Source organism: Labrys sp. LIt4 (genome assembly GCF_017813775.1).
GTDB classification, from domain to species: Bacteria; Pseudomonadota; Alphaproteobacteria; order Rhizobiales; family Labraceae; genus Labrys; species Labrys okinawensis_A.
Map to the genome: position 1 here is coordinate 1 of NZ_JAGIPY010000014.1, position 24,833 is coordinate 24,833.

The window sequence follows — 24,833 nt, forward strand, 5'->3', positions numbered from 1 at the left end:
GATCTGGCCAAGTTCCTCCAGATGATCGGCGGAGGCGTCGGCATCGTCAGCGCAGGCGCCAATCTCTCGACGATCGGACGCTGAGTCCGAGCTCCCGACCGGTTTTTCTCAGCGCGCCTCGCCCGAAAGGGCGGGGCGCTTTTTTTGTGCGCCCGGCATGGCGCTCTCTTGTGGGTGGAAGTCCCATCCCAAGCGGTCACAGCGAACGAAGAAAAGCATAGCCGCGAGAGGGCGACCGATCGTGGGGAGAAAGCGTGGCCCGGCCGGCTGGGCGATGGCGAAAGTATCGGCTTCGCATCGCGCGAGTGAGACGGCGCAGCGGCGGGCAGAACACCGATCCGATCAGCGGAGAGTTCCGGCACAGCCCCTGTGTTTGAACGAAATGCTACGTCGCCCGCTTTGATCGCCTCGGCCTGCCAAGACCGCTTGATCTCAACCCTTCCAACAGCCCGATGCGGGCCCGCATGACCGGTGGTGCGAGAGGGGCATCCAATCTAGCTCCTAGCTCGATTGGATGCCCGGGGCGGCTGCTCAGGCCGGGCCGGGATTCTCTGTCATAAATCACACGGCGTAAGAAATTACCTTGAGTAATAGTAGTACAATAATACTAAAATTCGCTATCCTATAAAGAAAACTATTTTTGTTGTGCCGACCCAAATCGACGAGAAGTCATATTAACATATTGAAATAATTAATCTTTTTTGAAATAAGAGATTTTTCGGCCGTTCGATGAAAGGGGCTGTTCTGAAGTGACCCCGAGGTATTACCGAAAGATTGGCCTTATCTTTGCCCCGTTCTTCTGGAATGTCGCTTGCCTGTCACGAGAGCATCGGTATTTATGCTGACGAATCCTTGCGAAGGAAACGTCATGTGAGTCGAATTCATCGCGGGGCTCGAACCTGCCTGGAGATTTTTGTGGCGTCCGAAGTCATAGAATTCAAGCGTGAGCCGACTAAACCGATTCGTCCGCTGATCATGTGCGGGGCTCGGGCATCCGGCTCCGGCCTGCCTCCCGCTCCGAACGTCCCAGACAGTTTCCGCCTCTTTTCGGAGCTTTATCGACGTTTCAGGAGACCTTGCGCCGCGTTGCCGAGCCGGGGCTGTTCGGACGCCCCGTCATCGTCACCACTAAGGACCATCGCTTTCGGGTCGCCGACCAATTGGAAGCGCTCGGCATCGAAACCGATGTCCTGCTGGAGCCGCAGGCGCGTGATTCCGGGCCGGCCATTCTCGCCGGTGTCCGCCATAACCGCAAGGCTCGTGAGGGGGCATTGGGTAAAAACGTGGAGCGATTGAAAGTGAGTAGCTCCAGAACATCGATCTGATCGAGCAAATCCCGCATCGCAAGGCAATCATCTTCAATGGGGACAATCTCCCAAACATCGGAGCGACCGTGAGCGTTTCAATCACTGATGTCATGGCTATGTATAGGGCGTTTCTCGGACGGGAGCCGGAGAGCCTCGAAGCCATAGCGGCTCACCTGGATTGTCGAACGTTTGACGAATTACGGCGTACCTTTCTCTTTAGTGCAGAATTCCTGAACAGCAACGGCTGGGCCCAGGGGCTCGTTGGACGGCATAGAGCGTCCTCTCCGATCTCCGTGGAAAGCAAAGCTTCGGCCGAAGATCTGAAAACAATGCTGGACCGCACCGCGCAAGGATGGATGCGCTTGGGACAGCAAGACGCGCACTGGTCTGTCCTGGTGGATGAGCGGTTTCGGCGCGAGAACGTCGAAAACAATATGCAATTGTTTTATGATTCGGGGCGTTCCGACATCGATGCTTGCGAAGCTATTCTGCGTCGAAACGGCTTCCAGCTGGCGCCGTCGCACAGAGCGCTCGATTTTGGCTGCGGTGTTGGACGATTGTCATTGGCCCTTGCTCCGCGTGTTCGTAGCGTCCTTGGCGTGGATATCTCCGAAAATCATCTTCGTTATGCCAGGCAGCGAGCCGCTTCGCATAATATCGAAAATGTTTCTTTCACCTGCATTCGTGCTGTAAGTGATATTTCCAACCTTGGGCAATTCGATGTAATAATAACATTCATCGTCTTGCAACACAATCCGCCCCCGGTTATGCGGCATATACTTCAATCTATACTCGAAAAATTGGCACCTGGAGGGGTTGCTGTTTTTCAGCTGCCGACCTACCGAACGGAATACGCCTTCTCGACAAAAGATTACCTAGCCTCCGATGGGCATGACATGGAAATGCACATTCTGCCACAGAAGGAAGTCTTTGAGGTCGTGGAGGCAAGTAAGTGCCGCCCGATAGAGGTTCTTGAGGATCACATGGTCGGAGAAAGCCGATATGTCTCTCAGACTTTTTTGGTCCAAAAGCAATCTTGAGACATTTCCATGATGCTTAAATCTTATTTTTGGGAAAGAGAAAGTTGATGGGAAAGTTTTACTCAAGAGCACAAGAAATGGAGTTTTCGACAGAAGCATCCATGGGATCAAATTCGTCCTTAAATACGAAGCCTACAATTTGGTTGGATATCAGTGATTTCTCGCAATACGCAGAAGCAGGCAACATTACGGTCAGCGGTATCCAACGTGTTATTGCGAACCTCGTCACTCATGCCGGGCTCTCGGCTTTCGATGTGAGGCCTGTCATCCTGGATCGCGATGCCAAGGCGGTACGTGCGGCGGACGCCGCGCTTGTTGGCGAACTTGTCACCTTGTTGCAGTCCGGCGCCGCTAAACGCGACAATGTCGTGGCATTGGAGGAGCGTGTCCGCGCTTCGAGGGTCAAAGTCGAGGTATTGCCCGGCGATGTCTACGTGATGGCGGGCGCTTTCTGGATATACCAACATTACGACCTCTTCTCTGAACTTCGCGCGAAGGGAGTCAAAATTGCACTTTTTGTTCATGATTTGATTCAGATCCGTTACCCGGAATATCTTTCGGCAGATGCCAATGTGCAGTTTAGGAAGTCATTTCTCGACGTCCTCGCCATGGTCAGCCTAATCTTGGCAAATTCCGAGCACGTTCGAAGCGAGGTTCTGGAGTTCGTTCGATCTCGCCTCAATCTGGAAATTCCGGTCCAGGCCATTACTTTGCCAACTGAATTACCCGCTATTGCTAAGGACGCTACGATCGACGATCGTGTAATCGAGGTAGCAAAACGTGAATTTGTACTCTGCGTATCGACGTTGGAGATTCGAAAAAATCACGTTTACCTGCTGAAGATCTGGCAAAAGCTTTTTCGTGAGCGGGGTCTCCTTGTTCCAAATCTCGTTTTCGTTGGAAAATGGGGCTGGATGTTCGAGGAGCTTCGCGACCACGTCGAAGCTTCCAACGGAATTGACCGTTGGCTCTTTATCTTCAATGAGTTATCCGACGCAGGACTGAGCTATCTCTATGATCGGTGCCTGCTGACCGCCTATCCCAGTTTTGCGGAAGGCTGGGGCTTACCCGTTGGCGAGAGCCTCGCGCATGGTAAACCCTGCCTCGCCTCAGGCGTGACATCGATCCCCGAGGTCGGCGGTCGTTTTGTGCGTTATTTCGATCCTCACAATGTCGAAGAGGGTTTTCAGCTTTTCCGGGACACTCTCTCAGATCGTCAGGGGATCGCCGAATGGGCAGCCAGCATCAAAAGAGAACTCAAACTTAAAACATGGAATGAGTATTGCGAGGAGTTCTACGCGGCGATTGACGCGCATACCATGGATCCCGTTACCCCCAACCCGCTTGGAAACCATATTTATCTGGCTAACAGGCTTTATTATCTGGGGAATGACGATGTCGCTCGAATGGATAGTAAAGGGGAACTTCTTCTCACTGCCCGTATGACGCGCGTCCGAGGGTGGCATGCCATCGAGCATTGGGGCTGCTGGGCCTCAGATCGTTGCGCCGTATTGCGCCTCCAAACCGAACTTCGGGAAGGTGAGGAGGTGATTATTGCCATGCGTGTCGTGGCTCCGGAGGGTGACAACTGCCCCTCGCTCTCAACCGAGGTCGGCGGAATCGTCACGGATCATGGCCCTGTATCTCGAAATGAGGTCTTCGTTCGGTTCTATGGTCGCGTATCCAAAGACGGCATGCTGGAGATCCTCGTTAAGAGCGGAGGCGTCCCCAATGGGCCATTGCATGGGCGTATCCTCTATGTAGGCTTCACATCCGTTGGTTTTTCACTCAAACGCGACATCGAGGGGCGCGTTGCGCTGCTGGAGCAGATCACTGAAACCGAGTCGAGAACACGAAGACAAGAGATCCATACAAGCTCCAGCCCGGGACATTCCTCCTCCGTTCATGATGGTTTGAGTCCTTCTGCATTCATATCGAGTCTTCTGCTCAACAAAGGCGGGGGTAATTCGCCAAAAGAATCGGTATTTCGTCGGCTCTGGTTTCGAACTGTACTTATCTCGGCGCAAAGGGCCGCCAGACGACACGATTGGCGCACTGCCGAAAAGCGTTATGCCAGGCTATTGAGATATCGTCTCGATCAACCTCGATTGATAGTTCAGTATGGGCATGCACTGAAGGAACAGGGAGCTTTCCCGGCCGCGGCAGGTGCGTACCAGTTTGCGTTGTCCTTGGACCCGGCCAATGAAGAGACGCGCAGGCTATGGGAATTCGCGTCAGAGCGCGCCCGGCATTGAAGCCACTATGTTTTTTCAAAAGCGGAACGACCAATGAATTCGATCTATGCTGATGAGGCAGACATCCGGGCGGCCTATCGTTTGTTCCTGGGACGGGAGCCGGATCCGAGTGGTATGGCGCACTACATGGGTTTATTGGGTAAAAAAGTCAGTACCGACGAATTAAGAGAGTTTTTTGTGAACTCGGAGGAGTTTCACAATAGAAATTTATCGATGAATCAATTAGATCAGATCGATCTTGGCGGAATTTCTGTCGTTGTCGATCCTAACGAACCAGAATTTGGGAGGCATATTGCCAAATATCGTAACTGGGAACCGCATATTGTAGAGATTTTATCGAAGAATCTTTCACCAGGCGATGTTTATGTCGACATAGGAGCCAATGTCGGTGTGATGAGCTTTCATGCAGCGAGAATCGTTGGCCCGGCTGGCAGGATTATTGCGTTTGAGCCTAATCCAGTCAATGCGCAGAATTTTCTTCGAGGCGTGTGGGCAAACAAATTCGATAACGTAATCCTATATCAGTTTGCGGCTTCGGACGAAGGGACCATATTTTCTTTGGTCGGCAGTTCGAATACCTGGCTTTCAGAGCCATCCATGTCGGGACAGGTGGCGCAATCTATTCGCGTCGATACATTGCTGCAGCAGGAGAGTAGAATTGACTTCATCAAGATCGACATCGAAGGACATGAGCCGCAGGCATTGGCCGGTCTGATACAAACAATTAAACGGCACCAGCCAACGATATTATGTGAATTCAATCCTCGCTGTTTGCGCGATCATATTGGTCTGGCTCCGCCTCTGTTTGCCAACAAACTGTTCGATTTGACCGATTGCATCACGGTTGTGGAGTATAACGGTGCAACATCCGAGGTATCAAATGCCGAAGATCTCATCTCGTTATGGACGAGGAAGAATGCAGAAGCGGTAGAAAGAGGGTTTCTACCGGACGGAATGCTGCATTTCGATCTTTTGTTTAACGCGAATCGCTAAGTGTACAGTTCCATGGGTGCTAAGTCGTAAATTTAGGTGCCGCCATAGGCAAAAACTATTGAGTTAGCGTCGAATAGTTTAATTTATACATTAAATTGTTGCTACAGAGTGTTATATATACTTAATGCCAATTCAAGATCATTAAATACGCGCCCTCGTCCTCCCTTGAGGACGAGGGCGCTTTTACAAAAATTGCGAATGATCTCAACATCGTGGCTAACTATAATCATCGCGCAATGGGCTCGTTTTACAAACACCGCATCATAGCACTTGCGGTGAAATCGCTGATCGCCGACCGAAAGAACCTCATCAATCAAAATACACTCGAAATTGATTGCTAGAGTCAAAGCGAAAGAGAGGCGCATTCGCATTCCGGAGGAATAATTCATCACCGGAATATAGAGTTGCTTACCAAGTTCAGCAAAGTCGTCAACGAAAGCGGCTACGTCGTCGATAGGGCGTCGATAAATACGTGCAATGAAGCGGATATTGTCCATCCCCGTCATGTTCCCCTCCAGACCGCCGGAGAAACCGAGAGGCCATGACATGAAGAGGTTGCGTTCAACGGACCCTGTGGTAGGGGGTTCCACACCGCCTATGATTTTTACCAGGGTGGATTTGCCGGCGCCGTTGCGGCCCAGCACCGCCAGTTTTTCACCTGCCTTCACCTCGAAGCTGATACCGTCCAGGACTTTGCGATGTCCAATCGGGGTTTCATAGACCTTGGTGACCGCATTGAGCCGAATGGCCCGTTGCACGCCGTGTGTGGTTGCCGCTTGCGCGTCGGCGGTATCCAGCAAATCCGAGGTCTTGACAAGACTCGTCCCGGCGGGCCCTTCGCCTGCTGTCGACGTGCGTGGCAGTAGTCCGTGGCGGTTCTTAAACTCCAGGGACCCGATCATTGACGAAATCAGCTCGCTGTTCGTCATGCCGGCTTGGGCTGCTTTCGAGAAGGTTTCCAATCCCGCTTGATCGGGTTCGCGGCCAAGAAATATCCTGTAGGCCGCGTTGATGTCAGCCAGAGTGGTTGTCCGATCCGGTACGAAATCGTGCATCCCTGCCATCGCTTTGTCGATCTCTCGTTACGACCTAATCCACTTATCGTAGGTGCGCTATGCCTAAAACGGCCTAGTGTCAGCGTATGTAGCGATTGTGGTATTTTTGTCTCAGTTGTCTCGATGATATTCCTGCGCTTGTGGCATTGGTATCAGCAAATTATACTCCTTATTCTGCAGTCTGGTCAGTTACATCTGCCGGATCCGGGTACCTGTTGGGGCAAAAGCAAACTGCATGAATACGATATCGTCAGGATTTATTTTCAAAACGATAAGAAGTGAGTGATCTGTTTTGTTGATAACTGTTCTGGGTTTGCCGACATCCTCATCTCACCGGGCGGCTCTTGCAATCCGTGCGATCGTACAGGTTGCGCTGGGTGACGTCGATTTCCTCCACTTTTCCACGCTTGAGCAATTGAAGGAGCAGTGGTCCCTGCGTCGTAGCAACAACGTCATTCTTTACACGGATGATCCAGATGAGAAGACATCCCAGCTTCTTGCATCAAAGGCAAGGCAAATAATATTTTTAGCCGAAGACCCAATTTTTGTTGCGCTATGCATGCAACAGAAATTCAATCGGCAGTTTCGTGCGTCTCTTATGTTGACATCATCTATATTCGCCTCTTTTCACGATATTGTAGTGGGAGAATCCAACGTCCTGATCCTGCCTCCGGAGAAGCGTTTTACACCGAATTTACTCATAGCAGGGGTGTTGAGTTTTCTCGACATAGCGTTGCCGGACGAGAGAACGGAAGAAATTGTAGATGCGATCGCCGATTTGGACCCGGGTGGAGAACGGGTCGAGGCGGCCTTGGATAGTGACACGTCTTATGCGATGACCGCCGAAGAGCGGATAATGGCGCAGTCGTTGATCCCTTACCGATCGATTTTCACAAACGGCGCCACCGTGCGGTTCAATTGGCCTCGTCAATTGTTCCTGGGTACGGATCAGGTTGGGGCACCGACAGGCACTTCTTTGCCGGAGGTTATAGAGCTGGTTGGCCCGGCGCGTATTCTAAGCTACGGGCCCTATTTCCATCTCCCGCGGGGAGTCTGGCTCTTGCGTACCTTTCTTGAGGTCGAGGATAATTATTCCGGCAACGAGCTTATAATTGAGATCATGATAGGACAGGAGATACTCGTTCATCGGCCCGCCTTACTCCCGATACAGGGAAGTTACTCCTTTGAAGTTCCGTTTACAGTTACTGAGCCGCGGTATCCCGTCGAGCACCGGTTGCAACTGAGACAGGGGGCCATTGAAGGGGTGCTGATTTTAAAGAAAGTTGAAATAACGAGGGTGAATTAGCATCGATTTATAACGAGACCAAATGCGTTCGGCATGAACGCTACCCTTGATTCAATTCTTTGTTTCGACGCTACTTTGCAATTCTTGATAGTTTCTGAAATCCCAAGGCGCCACAGGTGCGCGACGAGGCTTCTTGAAACTGAGCCTCACGGGCGATGCTCCCCGACGAGGGCGACGGCAAAGCGCAGGACCGCGTAGAAAATGAAGCTGAGGGCGGCGATCAATGCCAGCCAGATCAAGCGTCGCGGATATTCTGCGGTGCTGGCCAGATTCGGCTCGGAAATACGCACGAGATAGACGTGAGGTGTTTCGGCCTCCTGACGAGCTTTGATGAGATTGGTTGTCGCGGCCTCCAAGGTGCGTGCAGCCAATGTTCGTTCCAGGGTCAGGCGTTCATAGCCCGCAATGGCATCCGACATCGCCCCCGTTCCACCGACCACCTCCCGGCGCAGTTTGTTGATCTCCGAACGATAGGAGGTGATTTTCTGGCTGAGGGCGGCGATGCCCGGATTTTCCGGCGAGAGTGTCTTTTGCTGCTCGAGCGAGGCCTGCAACTGGGTGATTGCGGTCGTCATCTTTGCGATAGATTCGAGGGCGGAGGTCGATTCTCCGGTTGGATCGACGAGTTTTGCTTCGTTGCGGTATCGTGTCAGCTTGGCTTCCATCACGGCAACGCCGTCTTGAGCCTTGGCGACGATCTGCTCGGCATAGGCAACACGATCGGCGTAGGCTCTTGTATTCAGCCTATTGACGAAGGCTTCTGCGTGATTGATCACCGCACGGGTGATGTTGCGTGCATCGTCAGCCCGATAGGCATAGCTGCGAATTGAGACAATGCCCGTGCTTTCGTCGATGGTAACGGACACCCAACTGCGATAGTGCTCGTAGAACCGTTCGAAGTTGTCTTTCTGCAGCAGGTTAGGAAAACGGCTGAGGAAATCACTCTCCGGCCTGTTGTAGACATCCTTGAGGCCGTTCTCGCTGGAGAGTAGCTGGGCCATGTCACGTGAGCGCATGAAAGCGTAGACCGCCTGAGTTTCTTCGCTCGAACGCGAGAAGCCCTGAGCGTTCAAGATGGCGTTCAGACCATTTTCCGCAGGCGTGCGTACCATCACCTGCGCATCCGAAGCGAATTGATCTGCAGCGAAGACGAACAGGTAAAGGGCGGAGAGCAGTGTCGGTAATATGAAAACCAGCCACAATGGCGAACGGTGCGCAGTCTTTCCGATATTTGGGTCGTCGGGTTGATCCGAAACGACGAGTTCCCCCGCGGAGGTAAGCGGAATCATTTCGATGGGGGCAAAATCCTGAGGCTGGTCGGCTTGTTTGTGCTGCAAGTTTTGATGTCTTCCTGACGCTTCGGGGATCTTACGCGATTTCGGGGTAATACCGCTCAGTTATGAGTTATGTATTTTTGAGCGTAGACGACCAATGGAACTCCTAGGGCCGTCAGCATGGAGCAAACTATAGTAAGAAAAACCGGATCGTAATATGTCACGATATCTTCCGGAAATGCACCCGCGCGGAACATTTCTACCGAGGTTGCTACGGGGGAGTATACAAGGATATTCTGTGCCTTCTGAGGAAGCCAATCGATCATCGAGAAAACTCCCGTCAAAGGCAGCGTAATATAGAGCAGAGGCGGGATGAATTTCTCCACTGTTTCAAATATCTCCGTCAGTGCGGCCAGGATCAGGCCGACGCCTATTGAGAACCAGGCGAGGAATAGCCAACCACCGATCAGCAGGAGGGTGTCGCGAGGCGGATCTATGACGCCGAAGACGACCAACGGCACATAAGCACAGACGAAGGCCGCAAAAATACCTATCGTTTCCAGGCAGAAGACGGCAATCAGCACGTCGAAGGGCTTGATATTGGCATGGAATAGCAGGGCCGATCGCTGCCTTATCACCCGGGCCGAACGGCCGGTGACATGCCGCCAGAGCGTCAGCGGGCAATAGCCTGTCAGGACGAACAGGACGAGGCCGACGGCTTCGGTGTGTGAATGGTTGGTCGCGTACCACATCAGTGCGACCATGGCCGCCAGCGACAACGGTTCGATCATGATCCAGAAGAAACCGAGATTTTCGTGGCCGTATTTCGCGTTGCCTTCGCGGATCATCAGGGCGGCGATGATGCGCGCTTGCAGACGAAAGGAGCGCCAGAGCGACGGCGCGGGCGCCGAACCGATGCCGCTCATTGCGCCTTCTCCTTGGCACCCACGCTGAGAATCCAGATGACGGCATAGCTCATCAGGGCGGTCATCAGCACCGTGATGATCAGGCGCAGGCGGCGGGGTTCCATCGGCTCGTCGGGGAGATTGGGCTGGGCGATCTTCTCGATATAGATCTGTTGCCGGCGCGCTTCCGAACGCACGCTCTCGAGGGACAATGTCGCGGCCGCCAGGCTCTTGTCGGCGAGGTCGCGATTGAGCGTCAGCCTTTCATAGGCGGACACCTTGACCGCCAGGGACTCGTCATTGCCGGCAAGCTTGCCACGCTCGGTTTCGATCCGGGCTTTGAGGGCTTCCACACGCGCTTGAAGCACGGCGATCTGAGGGGTCGACGGCGAGGTCTGCTGGAGTTGCTGAATCTGGGCCTGGGCCTGCACCAGATCCCGGGTCAGCGTCGTGATGGTATCCAGCGCCGACGTCGATGACTTGGAGGGGTCGACCAGGGTTGCCGCGTTGCGGAATTTGGTGAGTTCGGCCTGCGCATCCAGAACGCGCTGCTCCGCGCGCTGCACTTCTTCTTCGGCGCTCCGGGTCGCATCCGCCTGCGCGCGTTCGTTGAGGCGGTTGACCAGGCGCTCGGCCAAGGTCAGCACCTGTGAGGCGATGCGTTGCGCATCCTCGGCCTGGAACGCCTCAGCATGGACGGTGCTGATACCGCGGGTCGTGTCCTGAATGACTTTCACGCGCCAGGCATAATGCGCGTAGAGGCCCTCGAAACTGTCACTTTCCCAAAACCTGGGGAATCTCGAGAACAGGTCGGCTCGAGGATCGGAGAATATCGCCTTGATATCGATGTCGGACTGCAGCTGTTTCACCGCGTCGCGAGACAATATATAGCTTTGGACAATGTTCGTGTCGTCGACGGTTCTGGCAATGCCGAATGTCTTGAATAGGGCATCAAGGCCGGTGAGCCGGCTCGATGACAAGCCTCTGACTATGAACTCGGCTTCCGATACATAGCGGGGTGTGGCCCAAAGGCCGTAATAGATGACGGCAGCCACGGTCGGTGCGATCACCACGGTCAGCCAGAGCAGGCGCCTGCGCAAATAATCGCGGATGAAGCCGGACGAGGACTTGGCTCTTTGCTGTGCGCCGGGAGGTGGAAGGGCGGCCGTATGAGACAAGGTCGTATCTTGCTTTGCTTAGGAGAGGACAATGCGCCCGAATGGGCACGGGCTGTGCAGAGGACCTGCATCGACAAAGCTCGAAGGCCGCTGGATCTGGCGGCGAAAGTCGCTTCCGGCATCGAACGCACTCATGGTGACAGCGGTGTGTTCATCCTGCCGCAGCGGACTGCGCCGCTTTTCTCGAAGGCGCCTGTCAGTCATAGCAACGCTCCGTAGACCTCAGCGACGCGTCTGCTGTAATTCTCCATCGAAAAATACTGAACCCGCTTTTTTCCCCTGCTGACAAGTTCCGATCGAAGATCCCGATCATTGTCCAGCGCGGCAATGGCGCTGGCCATTTCCTCGATGTCATAGGGATTGACCAGAAGCGCCGCATCCCCCGCGACCTCGGGCAGGGACGACACATTGGACGTCATGACGGGGGCGCCGAGCATCATGGCTTCCAGAACCGGAAGGCCGAAACCTTCGTAGAGCGATGGAAACAACACCGCCTTCGCGCCTTGGATCAGGGCTGTGAGGTGGCTGAGCGGCAGATGGCCGAACCGCCGCACTTTCCGCTCGTGTATGATCTGGTTCTGGGTAATCCGCCAGCTGGAGAAGCTCTCGTTGTTGATCTGCCTCAGTTCCGTCCTGTAGTTCCACCCCAGCCCGCCGGCGATAACCAGGGGAGTGGATACCCCGGAGGCAACATAGGCGTCTATCAGCCGCGAGACGTTCTTCTTGGGTTCGAGCGCTCCAAAAAATAGAAAATACTCTCCCGGCTCCAAGGAGAAGGAGTTCTGAATTAACTTATCAATATTATCTCGCGGTTTGGCGAGGAGGTTTTCAGGTATTTCTATAGATTGGTAGGTAACGCTTATTTTTGAGTCGGGTATTCCAAGTATCGAAGTGATGTCCTTTTTGGAGGTCTCCGATATTGTGACGATGTGATCTGCCTTCTGGCATATTTCTTTCAGTGAATTGAAATAATACGTTTTGTTGTCAAGCGTGGCATTCGGCAATTTGAGCGGGACGAGATCATGGATCGTGTAGATATTTGCCGCACCGGGCACTCTGACGGGCACCGGATGCGTGGCGTGGAAGAGATGTGGAGCCGCTGTCAGTTTCAGGGTCGCAAGCGTGCCATAGCGTGAAAAATGACGCCGTGCGGCCAAGGTGAATTGATGGGCCGCGAACACGCGCGCGAACGGTTCCAGCATGGGATCCTGTTTCAGGATCAGGCCTGACTGGGGCACGGCGTCGGCCCTGATGCCGAAGGGCTTTCCGAAAAGAGTCTCGAAGGGAGTGCGGACATATTTTTCCTTCCAGCCCCGCCGCTTCTTGCCCTCGTGAAAAGAAATCTCGGTGAGGATGGGATCGCCCTGCTGCAGGCGAGCGAGCGATTGGAAAAGTGCCTCCGTCTCATAGCCGAGGGTATTCGCAATTCGGGCGAGGTTCGATGCATAGGTCTTTATGCCCGTTCCGCTCGTTAGCGCCAGATTGAAGCACTCAATTAGGATTCGTTGAGGCAAAGGGCATCCAATCTGTCATTGGTGTCAGCATCTCGAACGGATTACGCCCGATTTTGCTTTCATAAAAGAGTCGATAGAATCATTGGCATGATTTCTATCAGATTCATGGCAGAAAGATGCCGATCTTTATCTGAATCATATGGAGATAAGTACTAATGTACCTCAACGGAAGTAATAAGCTACCACTTGTCTACTAAGGAGGTATCTGGCCGTGGCTGGCGCGTGCGCTGCGGCGCGTAAGGCTGGATTAAAAGCTGTTCGGGACCACGCTGGATGTTGCTGATCACAGCGACAGTTTCCTTGATTTACCCCTATCCCGCCGCGATCGTCCCCGCGATGCGCGTGGTCGAGTGCACCGCCAGCAGATTTTCGGCGTCCAGCCGGTGGGAACATCCCGGTTTTCGATCGCAATTGCCGGACGCCGACGGCCGGCCTTGACGCAAGAGCGGCCACAAGCAGAGGAGGTGCTTGCTCCCTACGTCCTTCCATGGGAGGAGCGAGCCCCGGACGTATCGATGTGGCAAAACATTTGACAGGCGTCCGTCATTGGCGGCACAGCGGACTATCGGCGAAGCGTTGGCGATCCGATTGATGGCTCGGCCTTCGGGGCAGGGCTGGAACGACATTCGATTATGTTGGATCGAATATCGTTACGCTCTCAATGAGATAGAGGCGTCTTTCCGATCCAGTCGGACCGGAAATCGGCAATGACGGCCACCGCCAAATTCTCTCGAATCTCGCGGTGGCCTGGGGCAGGCTGCCGACGGGCCCTGGAAGGGGCCGTCAGGCTTCAATAGCCGACGGTGAAGCGAGCCCGGCTATGGGCGGGCTTTTCGATCTCGTCCGCCATGGCGATGGCATAGTCCTCGAAGGAGATGCTGCTGCCCTTGTCGTTGCTCAGGAGCTGGTCCGTGCCCAGGCGGAACTTGCCGGTGCGCTCGCCCGGCACGAACAGGGCGGAGGGGGAGAGGAAGGTCCAGTCGAGATCCTTCTCCCCGCGCAGGATGGCGAGGAATTCGGCGCCCTTGGTGGCCTCTTCCTTGTAGATGGCGGGGAATTCAGGCGTCGATACCAGGGTGACGCCGGGCGCGACTTCCAGGCTGCCGGCGCCGCCCACCACCAGATAGCGCTTCACGCCGGAGGCGCGCACGGCCTCGATCAAAATATGAGGATCGCTTGCGACGAAATGCACGCTCGAGATCACGGCATCATGACCCGCGAGCAGGGCCGCAAGGCCAGCCTTGTCATAGACGTCCCCCTTGCGGGCCGTCACCTTGGGATTGGCCGGCACCTTTTCCGGGTGGCGCACGATGGCGGTGACCTCGTGGCCGCGGTTGACGAGTTCGGCGAGAATGCGCGAGCCGGCATTGCCGGTGGCGCCGATCAGGGCGATTTTCATTTGGCTTTCCTTTCGGTTGGGGAGTTCATGGCGTGAGACGGGGGCTAGCCCATCAGGCGTTGAGATGCGAAACGAGATTGCCGAAACTGCCGAACAGGGCATTCGAGGCGATGAGCCGCAACTGGCCGTCATGTCGTGCGGCGAGGGCCGGCACGCCCTGGGCGCCGAGCCTGGCCATCAGGGCTCGTCCTTCGGCAATGCGGGTGCGGTTGGCGGCGAGCAGGTCTTCGTCGGGGACGGCCAGGCGGTCGGCAGCGGCCGCGAAACCCGCCTCGCGCAGAATGGCCACGAGGCAGGCAAGGGATGTGGTGTCGCGGCCCTCGACATAGCGGCTGGCCTGGATCGCCGCGAGGGCGTCGAGGTCACGCTCGGGCTCGGCCAGGGCCACGGCGGTGAGCGCCAGCGTGGCCGGTCCCGAATCGAACAGGCCGTCCGGGGACTCGAGCACCTGGCTGCGATAGGCCTTCGTGAAACGCTGTCCGGTAAGGCGTTCGATGCGCTGGTCGTTGGACCAGGCATAGGCGGCAAAGCCCGCATCCATCGGCCGGGCGCCCGGCCCCGCGAACAGGCCGGTCGGCAGAGGGCTGACGGCGACGCCGGCCTCATGCAGGCGCTGCAGCATCGGCGAAGCGCCATAGCACCAGCCGCAGAGCGGATCGAACAGATAGGTTACTGTCTGGTCGGAAGTAAGCGGCGTGGACATCGGCATCTCCTTGCCGCGAACCATGGCCTGCGGCGTTCTCAAGAAAAATCCCGAACAATTTGACAGAGTGTCTGATTGAATCAGACAATGGGCGATCGAAGCCGCCATTCCCCTTCGTCCGCCGTCAGCACGGTTCGGAATAGGCGTTCAGGCAGGAGGCCTATGTCCGAGCTTCTCAACCTCAACCGGCTGGCCTTCTTCACGGCGGTGATCGAGACGGGCTCCTTCACGGCGGCGGGGGAGCGGCTCGGCGTCGCCAAGGCGGTGGTCAGCCATCAGGTCGGCAGGCTCGAGGAGGAACTCGGCGTCACCCTGATCCTGCGCACCACCCGCCGCCTGCAGGCGACGGAAGCTGGCCGCGCCTTCTATGACCGCGCCGCCTTGATCCTGCGCGAGGCCGAATCCGCCTTCGGAGAAATCTCCAAGGACGCGGCGGAGCCGACCGGCACCCTCACCCTGGCGGCGCAGATCGACTATGGCGGGGCGGTGGTCGCGCCGGCCATCGCCACCTTTCGCGAGCGTTACCCTCATATGCGGGTGGAGGTCGCCTTCGACGATACCGTGGTGGATCTGGTGGATGCGCAGGTGGATGTCGCCGTGCGCGTCGGCTGGCTCACCGATTCCTCCAACCAGGCCCAGCGGCTCGGCACCTTCCAGCAGCATCTGGTCTGCTCGGCCGCACTTGCCGCGCGCCTGCCGGCCGATCTCAGCCCCAAGGGGCTGGCGGGACTGCCCTTCGTCGCCAACCATGCCTTGCGCACGCCGACGCGCTGGCTGTTCTCGCGGGGGGAGTGGGAGCGGGAGACGGTGGAGGTCCCGGCCGTCATCGACGCGGACAAGACGCCCACTTGCTATGCCATGGTGCTGGCGGGGGCGGGTTTGTCGGTGTTTCCGGATTTCCTGGTCGCCGGCGACATCGCTGCGGGCCGGCTTGTCCGCCTGCTGGCGGACTGGACGCTGCCCGCAGGCGGCATCCATGTCGTCTACCCGGCCGCGCGTTTCCGCCCGGCCAAGGTGCGCCTGTTCGTGGAGATCCTCAAGGGGCTCGAGCGGGCACGGAGCAAGCCGTGAGGACTGCGCCGCTCACGCCCGCGCGGTCCTGTCCTCGGGCAGGATCATCTCACCGGGGACGTTGGCGCTCTTGCGTGCCAGGGCGTAGTAGATCACCGAGGTCGCCACCAGGCTGACGATCCAGGAGATGTCGGCGTCGTCGAGCATCTTGGCGATCGGCCCCTCATAGAGCGCCTGGTTCAGGAAGGGGATCTGGATCAGCACGCCGAAGAGGTAGCAGCCCAGCGCCGTCCAGTTATAGGCGCCATAACGGCCCGAGGCGTCGTAGAGGGCGGGAACGTCCACCTTCTCCTTGGAGATCAGGTAGTAGTCGACGAGGTTCACCGCGCTCCAGGGCACGAACACGGCCAGCAGCAGCAGCATGAAATTCTTGAAGGCCGAGAGGAAGTGGGCGCTGGCGAACAGGGCGATCGCCACCGAACCGGCCACGAACAAGAGGATATAGGCCATGCGTGCCGCCTGCGACACGCTGCGCTGGCCGGCATAGGCGCTCACGGTGGTGAGCAGGGTCATCGAGCCGCCATAGGCGTTGAGGCAGTTCACCGTCAGCTTGTTGGTGACGATGACGACATAGACCAGGACGGCCACGCCCGGCCCCGCGAGTTCGCCGAGGAAACCGACCTGGTTGGCCAGGAACTTGCCGCCGAGGGCCGCCACCACGGCGCCGAAAGTCATGGCGATCTGCGCCCCGATGGCCGAACCGAGCAGCGTCGACCAGAAGGTCACCGAAGCGGGAGTGGACGAGGGCAGGTAGCGCGAATAATCGGCGACATAGGGCGCGAAGGTCAGCTGCCAGCCGGCGCCGAGCGCGATGGCGAGCAGGAAGGTCGCCATGGTGAAGGGCTTCTGGCCGAAAGCGTCGGCGACGTTGTACTGCCCGAACAGCCGGAAGGCGAGATAGGCAAAGCCGAGGATGCCGACCACGGTGGCGATCCTGCCGATGACATGGATGAGATTGTAGCCCACCACCGCGACGATCACGGTAATGAGGCCGAAGGCGATCATGCCGAAGGCCGGGTTCTCCACGCCGAACATCAGGTTGATGGCCTGACCGGAGAGCACGGTGCCGGTGGCGGCAAAGCCCAGATACATCACCACGGTGAGGAGGAGGGGCAAGGTGGCGCCCTTCACGCCGAACTGGGCGCGCGAGGAAATCATCTGCGGCAGGCCGAGCCGCGGGCCCTGCGCCGAATGCAGGGCCATCACCGCACCGCCGAGCAGGTTGCCGATGGCCAGGCCGATGATGGCCGTGAGCGCTTCGGCGCCGAACACGATCGAGAGCGCGCCGTCGACCACCGCGGTGATCTGCAGATTGGCGCCGAACCACAGGGTGAACTGGTTGAAGGGAGAGCCATGCCGCTCACCCTCAGGAATCCGGTCGATCGTCCGTTTCTCGATCGCGCCCGTTTGTGCTGCCATGCCGCCCCTCCCAAGAGCCGATGTGCAAATACTTATGCTGAAATATGTATATACAAATTGTTTCAATGCGCGCGGGAAGGGGGAGAGTCAAGAGGGATTGTGCGTGGGTTGGCGCGCGGAGAAGCGGGGCCGGCGGCGCCTGGCACGCGAGGTCGGTCTTCTTGATATGCGCTCGTGAAACGAAGGCTCATGCCGCGGTCGGCATTCATCATTGGTGGGAAGCAAATGATTGCTTATGATTTGTAGAACTGCAAAGCTGGATGGTATTTTCATATTATACTTGGCAGTCATGTCAGTGACATACAATCCTACCCGCCGGAATCGTAACATCGGGACGCCCAAGCAGGGGCGCGGACAAAATAATCGGATGGTAATTCCGCGGCTTTTCGCTTCGAATCACGGGAGTACTGCGCAGATCGGCCCTCATGAAAAGTTGATTCGCGAAGTGAATGGGAAAAAGATTACATTCATCGTCGAACATCCTAACGACGGCTTCCTGCATGCTTGTTCAGTTGATGACGTGCTGTTCATGCTTTCGCACATTCCGAGCGCTGATTTGACGTGGCTGGATACCTTTGTTTTCCGTCAGTCAACTCGAAAGACCCGGATAATAAATCCTGCATGGGGAAGGCTGTATTATCTTGCTGATCTCACATTCATTCCCTGGCGTGGCCGCTGGAGAGGGCCCGCGCTATTTTTAGAAGCCTGCAAGGCCAATGAGGTCATCAAATGGCCTACTAGCCTGGATCGGGAAGACGCGACCGAGCTCGAGAGGCTTCGCGCCGATGGTCATGACATCGAGCGGATAGGTCGAAATCACATAATCTCTAGCAAAATTGAGGCTGTACGCTCCACACAGCTATATCGAACCCTTCTGCATGAGATCGGTCACTGGGTTGATTGGTTGGAACAAGTAGAAACGCGGGACGGAGATTTTAGCGAGCTTGTCGACCTATATTTTGCTCGCCCGCAAAATGAACGTGAGACATTCGCTCATCGCTACGCGGATCATTGGCAGGAAATCCTGCGCAACAAAGGAATTATTCCGTTCGATAGGATGGGCTGAGGCGTGACAAACGAGAGTGCCGGGGTCGGAGCGTTCCAAACCACGGCCGTGCCGGCGAGTTTCAGGGGCGCAAGATGCCCATTCTGCATGGCGCAAGTCTGCAAGACATGATCAGGCTATATCGAACAGGCGCATGGAGGCGTTGGTTTACTGTGCTTGCTGGTGGTGGACGCCAATACCGCGCGAGGGAGGCAATTCAGTGAACCAACCGAGACATGGTTGGCGGAAGGGGCGGGATTCGAACCCGCGATACGGTTTCCCGTATACACACTTTCCAGGCGTGCGCCTTCAACCACTCGGCCACCCTTCCGTCGAGCGGTGCTTATGGCGATGTCGGCGCAATTTGTAAACGGGGGATTGCAGTTTTTTGAAGGTGGCGGCGCTTTCATTCGCCAGGCAAGCCGCATGCGGTATGTAGGGCGCGGCCCGGGTCTGATGCGGATCGTCTGCTCGCCTCTTCGGAAACGTTCACCTTCGAGCTCGAATTTCCTACGCGCGAGGGAGGCCCCGCGCTAGACTGTCACAGTGCAGTGGTGGAGTGCGTGATGCGTTTCCTGGCTCGTTCGCTCGGCCTGTTCCTGGTCGCCGCCGCTTTCGTGGCCGCGGTGGTCGACGGTACGCGCTCGATTGCCGACAATCATTTCGTCTTCCTGCCGGTGCGCGCGGTCTGGCTCTGGCTCAGCCCCGCGAGCTATGAGCATATGCGCGCCTGGGTGGAAGCGTCGCTCTCGGTGTTTTTGTGGAACAATCTGGTCTCGCCTTTGCTCGGCCTGCCCTTCGCGCTGGTGCTGGTGATGCTCTCGGCCCTGTTCTTCTGGCTGGGCCGGCCGCCGGCGAGCCGGATCGGCTATGTCTCGCATCTGTGAAGGGCGGCGCAGCCGGGCTGACGCATCCGTGATGGAACTGGCCCCTGACAAGGGCGGTCCGTACACCCATATTGGTGTGGCAACCATAAGAACAGGAAGGAAGAACATGTTAGGCTTTCGCAAGAAGACGGCGTTTCCCTCCGCCGACGAAGCCCTGCCGGGGCGCGGCGAGGCCATCGAGACGGCGGATACCCATTTCGTCAACGGCGCGGCCCTGAAGGGCCCCTATCCCGCGGGCAGCGAGACGGCCTATTTCGGCCTGGGCTGCTTCTGGGGCGCCGAGCGCAAATTCTGGCAGACCCCGGGCGTGCTGGTCACGGCGGTGGGTTATGCCGGCGGTCTCACTCCCAATGCCACCTATGAGGAGGTCTGTTCCGGCCTCACCGGGCACAATGAGGTGGTGAAGGTGGTGTTCGACCCCAAGGCCATATCCTACGATCAGCTCCTGAAGGTGTTCTTCGAGGCGCATGATCCCACGCAGGGCATGCGCCAGGGCAACGATATCGGCACGCAATACCGCTCGGGCATCTATGTCACCAGCGAGGCGCAGCGCCAGGCAGCCGAGGCGGCCAAGGCGCGCTATAGCGAGGCGCTGGCGGCCAAGGGTTATGGTGCCGTCACCACCGAGATCCTGGAGGCACCGCCCTTCTATTATGCAGAAGCCTATCACCAGCAATATCTGGCCAAGAACCCGGCCGGCTATTGCGGCCTGGGCGGCACGGGCGTCTCCTGCCCGATCGGCGTGGGCGTGGCGGCCTGAAGAGCCCGACCGAAAATCGGTGAAACCCGATTTTCGTCATTGCCGGGTTCGTTCCGGGCCTAACGGGCTCTGAGCCGCCCGAGTTCCACATATTTTCGATCCCTGTCCGGCAGGCGCGACATGCGCGCCTGCCGGCCTGTCTTGCACTCCCTCCCTCATCGCTATATTCCATGATATATAGCCATTGCGGCTGTCAGGGGATTTCAGCATGTTGCGCTTCGCCCGCCGGGCTTTTCTGGCTCTCTCCGTCGGCCTCGCCTTAGCGCCAGCCATGGCGCGGGCCGGGGATGCTTCTGCCGCCAAGGCCGCGCCGGCAGCGGCGGAGGAGGGGGAGGTTACCGTCTTTGCGGCCGCCAGCCTCAAGGGCTCGCTCGACGAGGCTGCCAAGGCCTGGACCGCAAGCTCCGGCAAGAGGGTGGTGATTTCCTATGCCGCTTCCTCGGCGCTGATGAAGCAGATCGAGCAGGGGGCGCCGGCCGAAATCTTCGCTTCGGCCGATCTCGATTGGATGAAATACGGCGTCGACAAGAAGCTGATCCAGGAAAGCAGCGTGGTGAAGCTTCTGGGCAACGCCCTGGTCCTGATCGCGCCGGCCGATGCCGCCGCCACCATCGAACTCAAGCCCGGCGTCGATCTCGCCGGTGCCATCGGCGAGGGGAAGATCGCCGTCGGCGAAGTGAAGACGGTGCCGGCCGGCAAATATGCCCGGGCCGCCTTCGAGAAGCTCGGGATCCTCAAGGCGGTCGAACCGAAATTCGCGCAGACCGACAATGTGCGTGCCGCTCTCGCTCTGGTCGCGCGCGGCGAAGCCAAGTTCGGCGTTGTCTACGCCACCGATGCCGCCGCCGATCCGAAGGTAAAGGTCGTCGCCACCTTCCCCGAGGATTCGCATGAGCCGATCGTCTATCCCTTCGGTCTGACGGCCGTTTCCAAGAGCGCCGATGCTGCCGGTTTCCTAAGCTATCTCAAGACGCCGGACGGCCGGAAACCCTTTGCCAAGGCCGGCTTCACGCTGCTGAAGGAATAGGCCGAGGAGGCCCTGCTTCATAGACCGGCAACAATCCTCACTCGATTGTGTCCAATCCCGCGCTTCGTCCTCTCCCAATTTGGCCGGAATTCGGGCAAGAAATGAGACTCGTTGGTTTTATCCGTAACCACCGGGTTTTGATTCGGGGCCATCATGGAGCAGCGCACGGACGACAAGTCCACGGGGGAAGAGCACTGGCGCGACGTCCGGCGCAACAATTTGCTGGACGCGGCCGGCCGCATCTTCGCGCGCCAGGGCTATGATGCGGCCTCGGTGGACGACATCGCTTTCGAAGCCGGCATCGGCAAGGCCACCGTCTATCGCTACTTCGCCAGCAAGGAGGCGCTGTTCGAAGCGGTGTTTGCCCAGACGCTCGACGATCTGGAGGTCCGGCTCGACACGGCGCTGCTGCGCGAGGGCAATTTCCGCGAGCGGCTGACCTATCTCGTCGCCGAGATCGTGCCCACGGTGCGCACCCATCTCAGCACCATCCGCGATCTCAACGAGGGCGAAAACTCCAAGCGGCGCATCTTCCGCCGCCGCCGCGGCGCCATCGCCCAGCGTCTGATCACGGTGATCGAGGAAGCCCAGCGCCGCGGCGAGGCTCGGATCTACGATGCCGACATGGCGGCGCGGCTGCTGATCGGCATGGCTTGGACCGGGGTGGGTGCCGATTATCTCTCCGACGTCGAGGTGACGCGCGACGTGGTCGACATGGCGCTCAACGGCATCGCCCAGGGGCGGCCGGCGCCGGAAGGAGTGGTCACCCGGCTCAAGCCGGGCCAGCGCGGCCGCGGAGGGAGAGCACCCTCGTGAGCGAGGGGCTGAAATCGCAGGACCGATTGCTGCCGCTGATCATCGCCACCGGCCTGTTCATGGAAAACCTGGATTCGACGGTGCTGTCGACGGCGCTGCCCACCATCGCGCGCGATTTCGGCACCAGCCCGATCTATCTCAAACTCACCCTCACCTCCTATCTGCTGTCGCTGGCGATCTTCATTCCGACCTCCGGCTGGATGGCCGACCGCTTCGGGGCCCGCACCGTGTTTCGCGCCGCCATCGTGGTGTTCGGCCTCGGCTCGATCGCCTGCGGCCTGTCCTCCAACCTCACCGAACTGGTGGCCTCCCGCATCGTCCAGGGCATGGGCGGGGCGATGATGACGCCGGTTGGCCGGCTGATCATCCTCAAGACCACGCCCAAGCACGACCTCGTCAACGCCATGATGTGGCTGACCCTGCCGGCTCTGCTCGGCCCGCTGAGCGGGCCGCCGCTCGGGGGCTTCATCACCACCTATTTCCATTGGCGCCTGATCTTCTGGATCAACATCCCCATCGCCGTGCTCGGCATCGTCCTGGCCAGCCTCTACGTGCCCAATGTGCGCGAGAACGAGCGACGGCCTTTCGACCTCGTCGGCTTTCTCATCCTGGCGCCGGGCCTGGTGGCGCTGATGGGCGGGGCGACCCTGTCGGGCCTCGACCTGGTGCCGGCCAGCGTCAATATCGGCCTGGCCGTGGCGGGCCTGGGGCTGATCGGCCTCTATGTCTACCATGCCGGGCGGGTCGCCAACCCGCTGATCGAACTGAGGCTGCTGCGCTTTCCGACCTTCCGGGCCGCCATCGGTGGCGGCTTCCTGTTTCGTATCGGCGTCGGCGCCACGCCCTTCCTGCTGGCGCTCTATTTCCAGCTCGGCTTCGACTTCAGCCCGTTCCAGTCCGGCCTGCTGACGCTTGCCACCGGCGCCGGTGCCATGGCCATGAAGGCGCTCGCCGGGCCGATCCTGCGCCGGCTCGGCTTTCGCCGGGTGCTGACCTGGAACGCCCTCTTGTCTTCCTGCCTGGTGGCGGCCCCGGCCCTGTTCCACGCGGGCATGCCGGTGCTGCTGATCTCGCTGACCCTGCTTGCCGCCGGCTTCACCCGTTCGCTGCAATTCACCTCGATCAACACCGCCGGGGTCTCGGACATTCCGCCCGAGCTGATGGGCAGGGTCACCTCGATGACCTCGGTGCTGCAGGAGCTGGCGGGTTCGGTCGGCGTTTCCATCGCGGCACTGGCGCTGGAGACCTCGATGCATCTGCATGGGGCCAGCCATCTCACCGCGCCGGTCTTCCCGCCGGTGTTCCTGATGATCGGCATGATCGCCGTGACCTCGGGCCTGATCTTCCTCACCTTGCCGCGCAATGTCGGCAGCGAGCTGCTCGCCCCAGCGCCCCGCACGCCCGCCGCGGCGGAGTGAAGCGAGCGGCGCGGTCCCATCACACGGTATCACGATGGGGTGATCCGGAGCCTCCAGACACCAATCGAAGTCTGGCAGAAACATCCCTTAACACTGGCCCACACTTCCGTCGTCATCGCCGCCCAAATCGGGTCCGAACCCCAGGACGTTTCCTGGCTTATGGATCGGGCTCGAGTGCATAAGTGACGAAACGTCCGAGAGCAGGCGCGCTTGCAGGCAGGCGCGATTCGACGGATCGGACCCATGAATATCGAACGTGAACGCAGGCGCCGCCGCTGGCCCGCCGGGCTGGCAATCCTGATGGTCGGGCTGGCAAGCTATGCGGCCTGGCGCCACCTTGCCCAGGCTGCCCCGGCGACCGAGGCCCAGGCCGCGCCCGCCGCCAAAGTGCCGGTGACCTTCGCAACGGCGGCGAAAGCCGACTATCCGGTCGAGGTCGAGGGCCTGGGCACGGTCTCACCCTTCAAGACGGTGACGGTGAGAAGCCGGGTCGACGGCGAGATCACCAGGGTGTTCTTCAAGCAGGGACAGATGGTCAAGCAGGGCGATGCCCTGGTGGAGATCGACAAGCGTCCCTATCAGGCCGCGCTGGACCAGGCGATCGCCAAGAAGGCCCAGGACGAGGCCAGCCTCAGGAACGACCAGCTGAACCTGCAGCGCTTCCAGAATCTCGCCCAGAAGAGCTTCGAGTCGCAGCAGGCCGTGGACACCCAGCAGGCCTTGGTCGACCAGGTCAAGGCGCAGATCCAGGGCGATGACGCTGCCATCGCCAATGCCCGGACCAATCTCGACTACACCACCATCAAGGCGCCCTTCACCGGCCGCACCGGCTTCCGGCAGATCGATCCGGGCAACATCGTGCATGCCGCCGACCAGAACGGCATCGTCACGATCGCTCAGCTCCAGCCTATCGCCGTGCAGTTCACCGAACCTCAGGATCTGCTGCCGGCCATCGCGAAAGCCTTCGATCACGGGCCGGCCCCGGTCGTGGCCCTGAGCTCCGATGGCCAGACCGTCCTTTCCCACGGCACGCTGGCGGTGATCGACAACACCGTCAACCAGGCGACGGGCACGATCAGCCTGAAGGCGCGCTTCGACAATGCCGACAATGCGCTCTGGCCCGGCCTGTCGGTCGACACCCGCCTGCTGGTCGACACGCTCAAGCAGGTCCTGGTGGTGCCCGAGGATGCCGTCCAGCACGGGCCATCCGGCCTCTTCGCCTATGTGATCGGCGACGACGGCAAGGCCGTGGCGACGCCGATCCAGGTGAGCATGAGCGGCAATGGCCGTGCCGTGGTCAGCCAGGGCCTGTCCGCCGGGCAGAAGGTGGTGGTCTCCGGCCAGGCACGCCTGCAGAACGGGGCAGAGGTCGAGGCCCGGCCGCTGGCCTCAGCCGATGGGAAGGTCGCCGCGCAGGCCGCGCCGCAGGCGGGCACCAATCCTACTGGGAAGGCAGACTGA

The 24,833-nt window shown here is 58.6% G+C and carries 20 protein-coding genes, 1 tRNA gene and 1 pseudogene; 13 read left to right on the forward strand and 9 right to left on the reverse strand.

Translation table 11 applies throughout. From position 1 onward, the window contains the following. Nucleotides 1-975: 975 nt before the first annotated feature. The 4 genes and pseudogenes from J8I29_RS22455 to J8I29_RS22470 form a co-directional block, all read left to right on the forward strand. Nucleotides 976-1,238: pseudogene (locus J8I29_RS22455) on the forward strand (sugar phosphate nucleotidyltransferase); the annotation flags it as partial. 155 nt (nt 1,239-1,393) lie between these two features. Then, nucleotides 1,394-2,347: a class I SAM-dependent methyltransferase gene (locus J8I29_RS30475; RefSeq protein ID WP_209433362.1), complete on the forward strand. Its 954-nt coding sequence runs from the start codon at nt 1,394-1,396 to the stop codon at nt 2,345-2,347. Between the two features lie 47 nt (nt 2,348-2,394). Beyond that, a complete protein-coding gene (locus tag J8I29_RS22465; RefSeq protein ID WP_209433363.1) occupies nt 2,395-4,602 on the forward strand; it encodes a glycosyltransferase in 2,208 nt (735 codons plus the stop codon). A gap of 33 nt (nt 4,603-4,635) precedes the next feature. Continuing rightward, on the forward strand, nt 4,636-5,595 hold the full coding sequence (locus J8I29_RS22470) for an FkbM family methyltransferase (RefSeq protein ID WP_209433364.1): 960 nt from the start codon (nt 4,636-4,638) through the stop codon (nt 5,593-5,595). 101 nt (nt 5,596-5,696) lie between these two features. Here J8I29_RS22470 and J8I29_RS22475 read toward each other — a convergent pair whose 3' ends face one another. Then, nucleotides 5,697-6,650 (reverse strand): ATP-binding cassette domain-containing protein, encoded by a 954-nt coding sequence (locus tag J8I29_RS22475; RefSeq protein WP_209433365.1) that lies wholly within the window; start codon nt 6,648-6,650, stop codon nt 5,697-5,699. 295 nt (nt 6,651-6,945) lie between these two features. On the opposite strand from J8I29_RS22475, the gene J8I29_RS22480 reads away from it, so the two are divergent. Further along, nucleotides 6,946-7,956: a hypothetical protein gene (locus J8I29_RS22480; protein WP_209433366.1), complete on the forward strand. Its 1,011-nt coding sequence runs from the start codon at nt 6,946-6,948 to the stop codon at nt 7,954-7,956. Nucleotides 7,957-8,102: 146 nt separating this feature from the next. On the opposite strand, the gene J8I29_RS22485 is transcribed toward J8I29_RS22480, so the two are convergent. From J8I29_RS22485 to J8I29_RS22510, 6 genes are all read right to left on the reverse strand, one after another. After that, nucleotides 8,103-9,293, reverse strand: a complete 1,191-nt coding sequence (locus tag J8I29_RS22485; protein ID WP_146126957.1) for a hypothetical protein — start codon at nt 9,291-9,293, stop codon at nt 8,103-8,105. Nucleotides 9,294-9,349: 56 nt separating this feature from the next. Continuing rightward, nucleotides 9,350-10,156: an ABC transporter permease gene (locus J8I29_RS22490; RefSeq protein WP_209433367.1), complete on the reverse strand. Its 807-nt coding sequence runs from the start codon at nt 10,154-10,156 to the stop codon at nt 9,350-9,352. Next, nucleotides 10,153-11,205 carry a capsule biosynthesis protein gene (locus J8I29_RS22495; RefSeq protein WP_209433368.1) on the reverse strand — a complete coding sequence of 351 codons (1,053 nt, stop codon included), beginning with the start codon at nt 11,203-11,205 and terminating at the stop codon, nt 10,153-10,155. The genes J8I29_RS22490 and J8I29_RS22495 overlap by 4 nt, the downstream gene beginning before the upstream one ends. A gap of 308 nt (nt 11,206-11,513) precedes the next feature. Further along, on the reverse strand, nt 11,514-12,827 hold the full coding sequence (locus tag J8I29_RS22500) for a glycosyltransferase family 1 protein (protein WP_105863626.1): 1,314 nt from the start codon (nt 12,825-12,827) through the stop codon (nt 11,514-11,516). A gap of 790 nt (nt 12,828-13,617) precedes the next feature. Continuing rightward, a complete protein-coding gene (locus J8I29_RS22505) occupies nt 13,618-14,226 on the reverse strand; it encodes an NAD(P)-dependent oxidoreductase (RefSeq protein ID WP_105863625.1) in 609 nt (202 codons plus the stop codon). Nucleotides 14,227-14,278: 52 nt separating this feature from the next. After that, a complete protein-coding gene (locus J8I29_RS22510; protein WP_209433369.1) occupies nt 14,279-14,929 on the reverse strand; it encodes a DsbA family protein in 651 nt (216 codons plus the stop codon). 162 nt (nt 14,930-15,091) lie between these two features. Here J8I29_RS22510 and J8I29_RS22515 point away from each other — a divergent pair, with 162 nt between their 5' ends. Continuing rightward, nucleotides 15,092-16,000, forward strand: coding sequence for a LysR family transcriptional regulator (locus J8I29_RS22515; RefSeq protein ID WP_209433370.1), 909 nt, complete (start codon nt 15,092-15,094; stop codon nt 15,998-16,000). A gap of 12 nt (nt 16,001-16,012) precedes the next feature. Here the strand turns inward: J8I29_RS22515 and J8I29_RS22520 are convergent, their stop codons facing one another. Beyond that, nucleotides 16,013-17,419, reverse strand: a complete 1,407-nt coding sequence (locus tag J8I29_RS22520) for a cytosine permease (protein ID WP_209433371.1) — start codon at nt 17,417-17,419, stop codon at nt 16,013-16,015. Nucleotides 17,420-17,786: 367 nt separating this feature from the next. On the opposite strand from J8I29_RS22520, the gene J8I29_RS22525 reads away from it, so the two are divergent. Further along, complete coding sequence (locus J8I29_RS22525) at nt 17,787-18,485, forward strand: hypothetical protein (protein WP_209433372.1); 699 nt, start codon at nt 17,787-17,789, stop codon at nt 18,483-18,485. Nucleotides 18,486-18,705: 220 nt separating this feature from the next. On the opposite strand, the gene J8I29_RS22530 is transcribed toward J8I29_RS22525, so the two are convergent. Beyond that, nucleotides 18,706-18,795, reverse strand: a tRNA-Ser gene (locus J8I29_RS22530). A 235-nt stretch (nt 18,796-19,030) separates the two neighbouring features. Here J8I29_RS22530 and J8I29_RS22535 point away from each other — a divergent pair. The 6 genes from J8I29_RS22535 to J8I29_RS22560 all read left to right on the forward strand — a co-directional run bounded on the left by J8I29_RS22535 (nt 19,031) and on the right by J8I29_RS22560 (nt 24,833). Beyond that, nucleotides 19,031-19,351 carry a hypothetical protein gene (locus J8I29_RS22535; protein WP_209433373.1) on the forward strand — a complete coding sequence of 107 codons (321 nt, stop codon included), beginning with the start codon at nt 19,031-19,033 and terminating at the stop codon, nt 19,349-19,351. A gap of 106 nt (nt 19,352-19,457) precedes the next feature. After that, nucleotides 19,458-20,111 (forward strand): peptide-methionine (S)-S-oxide reductase MsrA, encoded by a 654-nt coding sequence (gene msrA / locus J8I29_RS22540; protein WP_209433374.1) that lies wholly within the window; start codon nt 19,458-19,460, stop codon nt 20,109-20,111. A gap of 208 nt (nt 20,112-20,319) precedes the next feature. Beyond that, complete coding sequence (modA, locus tag J8I29_RS22545) at nt 20,320-21,138, forward strand: molybdate ABC transporter substrate-binding protein (protein WP_209433375.1); 819 nt, start codon at nt 20,320-20,322, stop codon at nt 21,136-21,138. A gap of 153 nt (nt 21,139-21,291) precedes the next feature. Beyond that, on the forward strand, nt 21,292-21,954 hold the full coding sequence (locus tag J8I29_RS22550) for a TetR/AcrR family transcriptional regulator (protein ID WP_105863617.1): 663 nt from the start codon (nt 21,292-21,294) through the stop codon (nt 21,952-21,954). Next, complete coding sequence (locus J8I29_RS22555) at nt 21,951-23,372, forward strand: DHA2 family efflux MFS transporter permease subunit (RefSeq protein WP_209433376.1); 1,422 nt, start codon at nt 21,951-21,953, stop codon at nt 23,370-23,372. Before J8I29_RS22550 ends, J8I29_RS22555 begins: the two co-directional genes overlap by 4 nt. 243 nt (nt 23,373-23,615) lie before the next feature. Next, the gene (locus J8I29_RS22560; protein ID WP_209433377.1) at nt 23,616-24,833 is read left to right on the forward strand and encodes an efflux RND transporter periplasmic adaptor subunit; all 1,218 of its coding nucleotides are present in this window, start codon (nt 23,616-23,618) and stop codon (nt 24,831-24,833) included.

What these genes read in the sequence shown, in the direction of transcription:
- J8I29_RS22535 (WP_209433373.1), top strand. Translation starts at nt 19,031, where the DNA reads ATGCGTTTCCTGGCTCGTTCGCTCGGCCTGTTCCTGGTCGCCGCCGCT.
- J8I29_RS22470 (WP_209433364.1), top strand. Translation starts at nt 4,636, where the DNA reads ATGAATTCGATCTATGCTGATGAGGCAGACATCCGGGCGGCCTATCGT.
- msrA (WP_209433374.1), top strand. Translation starts at nt 19,458, where the DNA reads ATGTTAGGCTTTCGCAAGAAGACGGCGTTTCCCTCCGCCGACGAAGCC.
- J8I29_RS22560 (WP_209433377.1), top strand. Translation starts at nt 23,616, where the DNA reads ATGAATATCGAACGTGAACGCAGGCGCCGCCGCTGGCCCGCCGGGCTG.
- J8I29_RS22550 (WP_105863617.1), top strand. Translation starts at nt 21,292, where the DNA reads ATGGAGCAGCGCACGGACGACAAGTCCACGGGGGAAGAGCACTGGCGC.
- modA (WP_209433375.1), top strand. Translation starts at nt 20,320, where the DNA reads ATGTTGCGCTTCGCCCGCCGGGCTTTTCTGGCTCTCTCCGTCGGCCTC.
- J8I29_RS22525 (WP_209433372.1), top strand. Translation starts at nt 17,787, where the DNA reads ATGGTAATTCCGCGGCTTTTCGCTTCGAATCACGGGAGTACTGCGCAG.
- J8I29_RS22520 (WP_209433371.1), bottom strand. Translation starts at nt 17,419, where the DNA reads ATGGCAGCACAAACGGGCGCGATCGAGAAACGGACGATCGACCGGATT.
- J8I29_RS22515 (WP_209433370.1), top strand. Translation starts at nt 15,092, where the DNA reads ATGTCCGAGCTTCTCAACCTCAACCGGCTGGCCTTCTTCACGGCGGTG.
- J8I29_RS22465 (WP_209433363.1), top strand. Translation starts at nt 2,395, where the DNA reads ATGGGAAAGTTTTACTCAAGAGCACAAGAAATGGAGTTTTCGACAGAA.
- J8I29_RS22510 (WP_209433369.1), bottom strand. Translation starts at nt 14,929, where the DNA reads ATGTCCACGCCGCTTACTTCCGACCAGACAGTAACCTATCTGTTCGAT.
- J8I29_RS22505 (WP_105863625.1), bottom strand. Translation starts at nt 14,226, where the DNA reads ATGAAAATCGCCCTGATCGGCGCCACCGGCAATGCCGGCTCGCGCATT.
- J8I29_RS22490 (WP_209433367.1), bottom strand. Translation starts at nt 10,156, where the DNA reads ATGAGCGGCATCGGTTCGGCGCCCGCGCCGTCGCTCTGGCGCTCCTTT.
- J8I29_RS22475 (WP_209433365.1), bottom strand. Translation starts at nt 6,650, where the DNA reads ATGCACGATTTCGTACCGGATCGGACAACCACTCTGGCTGACATCAAC.